The sequence below is a fragment of the Comamonas sp. genome (assembly GCF_009360615.1).
In the GTDB taxonomy this organism is placed as follows: Bacteria; Pseudomonadota; Gammaproteobacteria; order Burkholderiales; family Burkholderiaceae_C; genus Comamonas.
This window is the reverse complement of the sequence record NZ_SPEY01000108.1, coordinates 36642-45037: the sequence shown is the minus strand read 5'-3', so window position 1 is coordinate 45037 and position 8396 is coordinate 36642. Positions and strand designations below refer to the sequence as shown.

At 67.5% G+C, this 8396-nt stretch carries 10 protein-coding genes; 6 read left to right on the top strand and 4 right to left on the bottom strand.

All coding sequences use genetic code 11. The features are described from left to right. Positions 1-280, top strand: a 280-nt coding sequence (uraH, locus tag E2583_RS22900) for a hydroxyisourate hydrolase (protein WP_291598985.1), incomplete at its 5' end; no start/stop codon positions are given. Positions 281-390: 110 nt separating this feature from the next. Here the strand turns inward: uraH and E2583_RS22895 are convergent. Further along, on the bottom strand, positions 391-780 hold the full coding sequence (locus tag E2583_RS22895) for a DoxX family protein (protein ID WP_016449777.1): 390 nt from the start codon (positions 778-780) through the stop codon (positions 391-393). A gap of 318 nt (positions 781-1098) precedes the next feature. On the opposite strand from E2583_RS22895, the gene E2583_RS22890 reads away from it, so the two are divergent. Beyond that, on the top strand, positions 1099-1683 hold the full coding sequence (locus tag E2583_RS22890) for a YSC84-related protein (RefSeq protein WP_016449776.1): 585 nt from the start codon (positions 1099-1101) through the stop codon (positions 1681-1683). 65 nt (positions 1684-1748) lie between these two features. On the opposite strand, the gene E2583_RS22885 is transcribed toward E2583_RS22890, so the two are convergent. Further along, on the bottom strand, positions 1749-2078 hold the full coding sequence (locus tag E2583_RS22885; RefSeq protein WP_016449775.1) for an Arc family DNA-binding protein: 330 nt from the start codon (positions 2076-2078) through the stop codon (positions 1749-1751). 93 nt (positions 2079-2171) lie between these two features. Here E2583_RS22885 and E2583_RS22880 point away from each other — a divergent pair, with 93 nt between their 5' ends. After that, positions 2172-2561 carry a hypothetical protein gene (locus E2583_RS22880; RefSeq protein ID WP_017404032.1) on the top strand — a complete coding sequence of 130 codons (390 nt, stop codon included), beginning with the start codon at positions 2172-2174 and terminating at the stop codon, positions 2559-2561. A gap of 3 nt (positions 2562-2564) precedes the next feature. Here the strand turns inward: E2583_RS22880 and E2583_RS22875 are convergent, their stop codons facing one another. Next, positions 2565-3053, bottom strand: a complete 489-nt coding sequence (locus E2583_RS22875) for a hypothetical protein (protein WP_016449773.1) — start codon at positions 3051-3053, stop codon at positions 2565-2567. A gap of 130 nt (positions 3054-3183) precedes the next feature. Between E2583_RS22875 and xdhC the strand changes: the two genes are divergently transcribed. Both xdhC and E2583_RS22865 read left to right on the top strand, forming a co-directional pair. Further along, positions 3184-4059, top strand: coding sequence for a xanthine dehydrogenase accessory protein XdhC (gene xdhC / locus E2583_RS22870; protein ID WP_016449772.1), 876 nt, complete (start codon positions 3184-3186; stop codon positions 4057-4059). Between the two features lie 186 nt (positions 4060-4245). Further along, on the top strand, positions 4246-5565 hold the full coding sequence (locus tag E2583_RS22865) for a urate hydroxylase PuuD (protein ID WP_133073327.1): 1320 nt from the start codon (positions 4246-4248) through the stop codon (positions 5563-5565). A gap of 70 nt (positions 5566-5635) precedes the next feature. Here E2583_RS22865 and E2583_RS22860 read toward each other — a convergent pair whose 3' ends face one another. Beyond that, on the bottom strand, positions 5636-7519 hold the full coding sequence (locus tag E2583_RS22860; protein ID WP_133073326.1) for a phosphodiesterase: 1884 nt from the start codon (positions 7517-7519) through the stop codon (positions 5636-5638). Positions 7520-7659: 140 nt separating this feature from the next. Between E2583_RS22860 and E2583_RS22855 the strand changes: the two genes are divergently transcribed. Then, positions 7660-8295, top strand: coding sequence for a Crp/Fnr family transcriptional regulator (locus tag E2583_RS22855; RefSeq protein WP_016449769.1), 636 nt, complete (start codon positions 7660-7662; stop codon positions 8293-8295). The last annotated feature ends 101 nt before the right edge of the window (positions 8296-8396 follow it).

Here is an 8396-nt window from a genome sequence, read left to right as displayed (position 1 = left end):
TTCCACCGATGGCGACCAGGCCACGCTGATCAAGAGCCTGGTGCTCAACCACGACGGCCGCACCGATGCGCCGCTGTTCGACAACAACAGCCTCAGGCCCGGCACCTACCGGCTGACCTTCGATGTGGCGGCCTACTTCAAGGCCCGTGGCGTGCAACTGCCCGAGCCCAACTTCCTCAACAAGGTGAGCCTGGACTTCGGCGTGGCCCATGCAGACCAGCATTACCATGTGCCCCTGCTGGTCAGCCCCTGGAGCTATTCGACGTACCGGGGCTCCTGAGCCCTGGACTGCAGGCGCAGGCTGTCGGGGGATGGCCTGGAGTGAAACCTGAAATGACGAACGGCCCGCATTGCGGGCCGTTGCTTTTGGGGCTCCAGCAAGCGTGCGGCCTACTTGCCCTTGGAATGCCCCATGGCCACGACCAGGGCCGAGATGAAGAAGAAGGCCTGCAGCTCCAGCGCCCAGCCTCCCGAGCTGTGCAGCTGCATCACCTGGCCCGTGTGCACCAGCGCGAAGGCCACGATCATGTTGACCGCAATCACCAGCGCCGCGGGCACCACCCACAGGCCCACCAGCAGCAGCAGCGGCGCCACCACCTCACCCAGATACACCGCATAGGCCAGCCAGCCCGGCGCGCCCGCGGACTCCACCATGCGCTCGATGCTGCCTATGCCGTAGCGGATCTTGGCCCAGCCATGAAAAAGCAGCAGGACCGCAAGCGTGACGCGCAACAGCACCATGGCTGCCTGGGGATGGTGAAAGTGGCTCCAGAACTTCATGAACTCCCTCGATGTGGATGGGCCCGGTGGGCCGGGTGTTGCTGTGGGTGCATTCTGGCATCAGCGGGCTTTCGGTGTCGGCTGTGGCGGCCCGGAACGGGATTTTCAGACATTTCCTGCGGGCCTGTAGTCCTATGGCGCAACTTGTGACATGTCTCATCACAAGTACCGCAAAGCGGCCTAGCATCGTCCCCAGCCTGTCTCCGAAGCGGTTTGCGAGCACTGGTAGGGGTGCCCGGGACCGGGAGGCAAGGTGATCAATCCAATGAACCGATGGGGTCTCCCCAAAACGTCCAATCAAGAAAGGCAGGTTTTCCCATGCGTCAGTTTTCTTTGCGTACCGTCGTGATGGCCACTGCACTGGCGGCCGGCAGCGTGGCCATGGTCGGCTGCACCACCACCAAGCCGGAAACCCAGTCCGCGCCGCGTGCTGATTCCACCACCGTCAATGCGCGCGCCAACGCTGCGCTGGAGCGGCTGTACCAGACGGCGCCGGGCTCCAAGGAAATGGTGGCCCGCTCCAAGGGCGTGCTGATCTTCCCCTCGGTGATCGGCGGCAGTTTCGTCATCGGTGTGGAGCATGGCCGCGGCGTGCTGCGCGTCGGCGGCCAGAACAAGGGCTTCTACAGCACCACGGGCGCCTCGGTGGGCTGGCAGGCAGGCGGCCAGTCCAAGGCTGTGATCTATGTGTTCAACACCCAGGAAGCGCTGGACAAGTTCCTGGCCAGCGACGGCTGGTCCGTGGGCGCCGATGCTACGGTGGCCGCAGGCAAGGTGGGCGCCAATGGCAGCGTGGACACCACGACCGCCCAGGGCCCCGTCACCAGCTATGTGCTGACCAACGCGGGCCTGGAAGCCGGCGTGTCGCTGCAGGGCTCGAAGATCACCAAGGTGGTCGAATGATCCCGGCCCTGAGGGGCCTTTGAACGAAACCGGCCTGCGGGCCGGTTTTCTTTTGTGCGGGCGGATCAGGCGCCGCCGGTTGCGCCGTCTTCACTGGCGGATTGCGGCGCAGCGGGCGCGAGCACGGCCTGCTCTATGCGTTCCAGGCGCTTTTCGATGCGCTCCACGGCTTCGGCGCTCATCTTGATGTCGTAGATGCTCACGGGCTCTTCGCATTCCAGCGAAGGGTCCGTCGAGGCCGACAGGCGGCCCAGCAGGGGGGCCTCGAACGTGGTCTGCAGCCGGGCCACGACTTCGGCGTTCATGGAACGGCCGGTGCGCTTGGCTGCCTCCTCGACGAGGTCCTTGAGTTCCTGCGGCAGGCGCAGCTTGTACTGAGGATCGGTCTGTTTCATCGCCGGCAATCATGGACCGGAAAGGTATTGACTGCAAGGGACCTGATAGGTATTGTTGCTTCGGGACCAGCACGGTCCCGCGCAAGGGATGCCATGAAGACAGTGAAGCAATCGGGCCACAGCCATCAGGAACCCTCACCGCAGCACCAGGAGGTGCTGGCGGTGGATGCGTTGTGCCATATGGGAGCGGCCCTGGGCGTGCTGGAGCTGCATGCCGAACGCGCCGGCTCGGCCATGGTATGTGCCGCGCGTGATTTGCTGCGTGGCTACCACGCCAGCGCTGACCAGGCGGTGGCCGGCCTGCAGGCCGGCGACCGCTCGGCAGGCGTGCTGCCGCAGCTGTCGCAGGACCTGGGCTATGCCATCGAGGTCATCGATCGCGTGAACGATGACGCACCGGACGACCTGGTGCTCTATGCCGTGACCTGCCTGCTCAGAAGCGCCCGAAGCTTTGCCGACGGCCAGCCGTGCGCAGCGGCCTGAGGCTCAGAGCTGGCCCTCGGTCAGCGTGTCGAGCTGGAAGCGGCCGGACTTGTCCCAGAGCCAGGTATCGGTATAGGTGATGCGGGCGGCGCCGGCCGGGGCGGGGAAGGGCGCGGCGGCGCGCACCAGGCGCTCGATCTCGCTCACCACCTCGGGGGCATGGCCGGGCGCGCGCATCCAGTGCAGGCGCTGGACCTGGCCGTTGCGGTCGATCTGGACCTGGAGCACGCCGATCGCGTAGAGCATGGGCGGCAACTGGCCCTTGTAGATGCGATCGGCATTGCGCGCGTACAGATGGTTGGCGGCCACCTTGCGGTACTGCAGCTGTGCGCTGGAGCTGACGTCGTCGGGGCGCGGGCCGGGGCCGGGCGGGGACTTGCAGGCCGTGACCAGGGAGGCAATGGCGGCCATCAGGCCGGCCCACAGCCAGGGGCGGCCGGAACGTGGCTTTTGCACGGAACTGTGCTGCGTGGAATCAGGGGAATCGGGCATGATTGCGAGCGTATCCTGAAACACTGCGGCACCGGCAGTCGGAGCGCAAAACTCAAGTGCCGCAGCGGACAATCCCGCAACAAATTCCAACGAAGCCCGCAGGCGCCACGACGGGCTGTCAGGTGCGCCCATGTGGAGTGACACGTTCAACAAAGTCGAGCAGGGCCTTGCGCAGGGGCCGCTGTGCTGGGTCGAAGTGATGGACTCGCGAGGCTCCGTGCCGCGCGAGCGCGGCGCCTGGATGGCGGTGTTCGCCGACCGCGTGGCCGGCACCATCGGCGGCGGGCACCTGGAGTTCGATGCCATCGACAGGGCCCGCAGCCTGCTGCGCGGCTGGGCAACGCCTGGCGAGCAGGGTAGCCAGGGCGGCCAGGTCGCCACCGAGCACCAGCACCGCTATCCGCTGGGCCCCAGCCTGGGCCAGTGCTGCGGCGGCGTGGTGATGCTGAGGTTCGTGCTGGTGCCCCAGGGCCGCATGGACATGCTGCGCGAGCGGCTGCAGCCGCCGCGCGACTGCGTGGCCCTGTTCGGCGCAGGCCACGTCGGCCATGCGCTGGTGCGCCTGCTGTGCAATCTTCCCTACCGCGTGATGTGGGTGGACAGCCGCGATTCGGTCTTCCCCGAGGAGGAGCACGAGCTCGTGCAGTGCGAGTATTCAGACCCCGTGCAATCGGCCGTGGCCGATCTGCCTGCAGGCTCCCAGGTGCTGATCATGAGCTTCAGCCATGCCGAGGACCTGGAGGTGGTCGCCCAGTGCCTGGGCCGCCAGCGCCAGCACGGCGACCTGCCCTATGTGGGCCTGATCGGCAGCGCCACCAAATGGGCCACCTTCCGGCGCAGGCTGCGCGAGCGCGGCTTCAGCGATGCGGAGCTGGACCATGTGACCTGCCCCATCGGCGTGCCCGGCATCAAGGGCAAGGAGCCCGAGGTGATCGCGGTGGCCGTGGCGGCGCAGCTTCTGCAGCGGCGCAGCGCGGTGTCCGCGCGGAATCAGGGAAATCTCTAGTGAATTGATGCTGCGCAAGCCGATGGGCTGGCGAAAAATTGCATACACTTTGTGTCTACGAAATGGTCGCAGCGGTGCACCGGCGGTATATCTACCGGGTGCGCGGCCTTTTTCTTCTGCTCAGAGCGCCCGCAGTGGTGAGCAGGTTGAACACCGGCGGCCCCCACGCTGCCAAGGTTGAGAGCTATGGAAAGCTACATTCTCGACTGGGCCAACCTGCTGTTGCGGTGGCTCCACGTCATTACGGCCATCGCCTGGGTCGGTTCCTCCTTCTATTTCGTCTTCCTCGACAGCAGCCTGACGCCGCCCGTCGATGACGATCTCAAGAAGCAGGGCGTCAGCGGCGAACTCTGGGCCGTGCACGGCGGTGGGTTCTACCACCCCGTCAAGTTCAATGTCTCCCCGCCCAAGCTGCCGGACCACCTGCACTGGTTCTACTGGGAAAGCTACACCACCTGGCTCAGCGGCTTTGCGCTGCTGACGGTGTCGTACCTGTGGAACGCCAAGATCTACCTCGTCAATCCGGCCGATCCCAACGCCATGGGCTCGGCTGCGGCCATTGCCTCGGCCCTGGCCTTCCTGGTCGTGTTCTGGCTGCTGTACGACGGCATCTGCCGCGTCTTCGGCCAGAAGAAGAACGGCGACGCCACGGTGGGCGCCATGGTGCTGGTGCTGGTGTGCATCGCGGCCTTCCTGGCCTGCCACATCTTCCCGGGCCAGGCCGCCTTCCTGCTGATGGGCGCCATGCTGGCGACCTCGATGAGCGCCAACGTGTTCTTCTGGATCATCCCCGGCCAGCGCACGGTGGTGAAGGCCCTGAAGGAAGGCCAGCCCGTGGACCCCATCCACGGCAAGCGCGGCAAGCAGCGCAGCGTGCACAACACGTACTTCACGCTGCCGGTGCTGTTCGCCATGCTGTCCAACCACTACGGCTGGCTGTACAGCCATGAGCTGAACTGGCTGGTGCTGATCCTGATGATGTTCGCAGGCGCCGCCATCCGCCAGTTCTTCGTGATGCGCCACGGCTTCAAGCTGGGCCGCAATGCCCATCCCTGGCCCTACGCCCTGGTTGGCGTGCTGGTGCTGGTCGGCACGGCCGTCTGGCTCAAGCCCGCGCCGGCGCCTGCCGCAGCGCCTGCGCCGGCTCCCGCCGCCGTGCAGTCGCCTGCCGCAACGACCGAGCCCGCAGCAGCGGCTCCCGGTGGTGACACGGCTGCGCCTGCAGCCCCTGCGTCCCCGGCTGCCGCCGCTCCTGCCGACGGCGCCGTCGGCTATGCCCAGCTCGCGCCCTTCTTGCAGCAGCATTGCGTGGTCTGCCACGGTGCCGCCCTGCAGCAAAAGAATGTGCGCCTGGACTCGCCCGAGCAGGTCAAGGCCCATGCCCAGCAGATCTACCAGCAGGTGGTGCAGCTGCGCAAGATGCCCTTCGGCAATCCGGGCGCCCTGAGCGATGACGAGCGCGGCATGGTCAAGCGCTGGTACGAATCGGGTGCATCGGTGAACTGATCATCCTGCCGCGCCCATGCGCTGCCAGCCACCCGCCCGCAGTCTCGCAAGAGCCTGCGGGCTTCTTGTTTCAGGCAGGCCAGGCCGCTGCGGTGCCGTGCAGGGCCGGATGCCGCGCTTCATCGTGCGGCGTGTGCAGCGCGATGGCGCCGCGCCCCGGCAGGCTTTGCGCCTTGGCCTGCTGCTTGGCCAGGGCCGCGAGGTTGGCGATGTCCTCGGGTGCCAGCAGGCTGCCCGGCGCGACGCGCACCACGCCGATGGACAGCGTGGTGCAGGCAAAGAATCGCCGGATGCCGTGGCGGTCCTCGGCCCAGATGCCGCCGGCCTCGCGCGCCTGGTCGTCGAACAGCTGGCGCGCCTCGCCTGCGAAGGCGCCGACGATGTCCTCGCAGCGCTGCTGCCAGTCCTCGCTTTGCAGCAGCAGCATGAAGTCGTCCCCGCCCACATGGCCCACGAAGTCGCGCCGCGCGTCGCAGTGCGCCACGGCCAGCCGCGCCACCAGGCGGATCATCTGGTCGCCGCGCCAGTAGCCGTAGTGGTCGTTGAAGGGCTTGAAGTGGTTGAGGTCGGCGTAGCAGGCCACGAAGCCGGCGCCGCTGTCCAGCAGGCGCTGCATGTGCAGGCTGATGGGGATGTTGCCGGGCAGGAAGGTCAGCGGGTTGGCGTGGCGCGCGGCCTCGATGCGGGCCTCGGTCACGCGGCGCACCAGCTGCTCGCCCGTGCCCAGGCCCACATAGCGGCCGTTGTCGGTGACGATGAAGCCGTCGCTCAGGTAGCGCTGGTCCTGCGAGGTCAGGATGCCGACGAGCTGGTCCACATCGCAGTCCAGCTCCACGATGCGCGGCTGCACGTTGGCAAAGGCCAGGCAGGGCTTGCGTCCGTGGACTTCACGGAAGTACAGCGTGGCGTAGTGGTTCATGAACTGCTGGCGGTTGATGAGGGCCAGCGGCCGGCCGGCCTCCACGACGGCAATGGCGTGCAGCTGCTGCCCGGCCTGGAACAGCTCGGCCACCTCGTCGTTGCTGGCCGCCGGTGCCACGCAGGGCGCCTGCATCACCATCAGGTTGCGCAGCACGCCCGGGCGGGCGCTGTGGCCCTGGTGGGGCAGCACGGCCACGCGCGGGTCCTGCGCCACGCTCAGCGCCTGCGGGCTGATCTGCGGCTGGGCGGCTTCGGCGGGCCGGCCCAGCAGCCATCCCTGGCCGTACGCAATGCCCAGGTCGCGCAGGGTGCGCAGCTCGTCCTCGGTCTCTATGCCTTCGGCGATCAGCGTGGTTCCGAAGACCTCGGCAATGCCCTTGATGGCCTGCAGCAGCTGCAGCGTGGCCGGGCGCTGCTCGATCTGGTGGATGAAGTACTTGTCGATCTTGACGAAGTCCGGCTTGGCCTCGGACCACAGGCGCAGGCTGGAGCGGCCGTCGCCAAAGTCGTCGAGCGCCAGGCGCGCGCCCGTGGCGTGCACGGCCTTGACGGCGGCGCAGACGGCGGGCATGTCGGTCACATGGTCGTGCTCGGTGATCTCCACCACCAGGGACCGCGCCTGCACGCCGAAGCCGCGCACCGTGTCCCCGACCATGCCGGGGCCGCAGACGCCCACGGCCTGCACCAGCGCCTGGGCGCTGAGGTTGACGAACAGCCGGCCCGGCGCGCCCTGGCGGCCCCAGTCCTGCAGCGCCACGCAGACCGCCAGCAGCTCGAATTCCCGAAGAATGCCCTCGGCCGCAGCGCCCTTGAGCAAGGCGTCGGGCGTGTGCAACGGCATGCCCCGGGGGCCGCGGATCAGCGCCTCATGCGCATAGATGCTGCCGCTGCGCAAGTCGGCCAGCGGCTGGAAGACGCAGTACAGGCCGCCCGCGCGCATGAGCTGTGCCACGGGGCCTGCACCGGACCGCACTGCGGCCGACAGCACGGCCGCCGCAGCGGGCAGGCTGGCGAGCATCTGGGGATCGATCATGGGCTCAACTTTTCAGTTGGATACATTACGTTTCATTGGTGACATATTTGTGACAAGTATGCCGCCTGTCGGCGTGCGTGCTGGCGGCCGATTGACGTGGCTCAAAACGCGGCGGCTGCAAAGCCGGCAAAGTTGCGTGCATGTTCGCCCTGTCTTCCTTGCAAGCTTTCGCCTTCGCGCCGGGTTCCGCCCAGGTGTTGGCCGCGGGTACCTGGCTCAGGCTGCGTCGGCAGTCGCCGGATACGGTGATGTATCTGGAACGCGGTCGCGTGCTCCTGGGCATAGGCCAGGGTGGGCAGATGCGCCACCAGCTGGGTGTGGTGGAGGGGCCGGCCTGGCTGGATGCGGCCTTTGTGCTGCAGCGGCGCGGCAGCAGCCTGGACATGCTGGCCGACAGCGATGTCCGCGTGCAGCAGTTGCCCCAGGCCGACTTCCTGCAGGCCGTCTCGCAACTGCCGTCTCCCGCCCAGCAACTGCTGCAGGACATGGCCCAGGCCTACTGCGCCCAGACCGAGCTGGCCGTGAGCCGCCTGTCCAAGGATGCCGAGGCACGCTGCGCACAGTGGCTGCTGCGCCATGCCATGCCGCACGAGGCGGGCGGCCTGCGCGTGACGCTGCACCTGCGCAAGCGGCTGATCGCCGCCCAGCTCGGCATTGCGCCCGAGACCTTCTCGCGCGTGCTGCGCCAGTTGCGTGAACATGGACTCATCGCGGGCCGGGGCAATGTCATCGATCTGCCCAAGCCTGCGGCGCTCGAGGTGCTGGCGGTAGGCTGATTCCCACGCCGCTGACGGGTGCCGGCCTGCAAGCGCCGGGACTTGCGGGGCGGGGTATCCACTGGTTCGCGGGTTCCACCCAGTGGGACGGCTTTCGGGTC

Bases quoted from the DNA above. Each gene is read 5' to 3' on its own strand.
- E2583_RS22890 (WP_016449776.1), top strand. From the start codon at position 1,099: ATGCGTCAGTTTTCTTTGCGTACCGTCGTGATGGCCACTGCACTGGCG.
- E2583_RS22855 (WP_016449769.1), top strand. From the start codon at position 7,660: ATGTTCGCCCTGTCTTCCTTGCAAGCTTTCGCCTTCGCGCCGGGTTCC.
- E2583_RS22885 (WP_016449775.1), bottom strand. From the start codon at position 2,078: ATGAAACAGACCGATCCTCAGTACAAGCTGCGCCTGCCGCAGGAACTC.
- xdhC (WP_016449772.1), top strand. From the start codon at position 3,184: ATGTGGAGTGACACGTTCAACAAAGTCGAGCAGGGCCTTGCGCAGGGG.
- E2583_RS22895 (WP_016449777.1), bottom strand. From the start codon at position 780: ATGAAGTTCTGGAGCCACTTTCACCATCCCCAGGCAGCCATGGTGCTG.
- E2583_RS22860 (WP_133073326.1), bottom strand. From the start codon at position 7,519: ATGATCGATCCCCAGATGCTCGCCAGCCTGCCCGCTGCGGCGGCCGTG.
- E2583_RS22865 (WP_133073327.1), top strand. From the start codon at position 4,246: ATGGAAAGCTACATTCTCGACTGGGCCAACCTGCTGTTGCGGTGGCTC.
- E2583_RS22875 (WP_016449773.1), bottom strand. From the start codon at position 3,053: ATGCCCGATTCCCCTGATTCCACGCAGCACAGTTCCGTGCAAAAGCCA.
- E2583_RS22880 (WP_017404032.1), top strand. From the start codon at position 2,172: ATGAAGACAGTGAAGCAATCGGGCCACAGCCATCAGGAACCCTCACCG.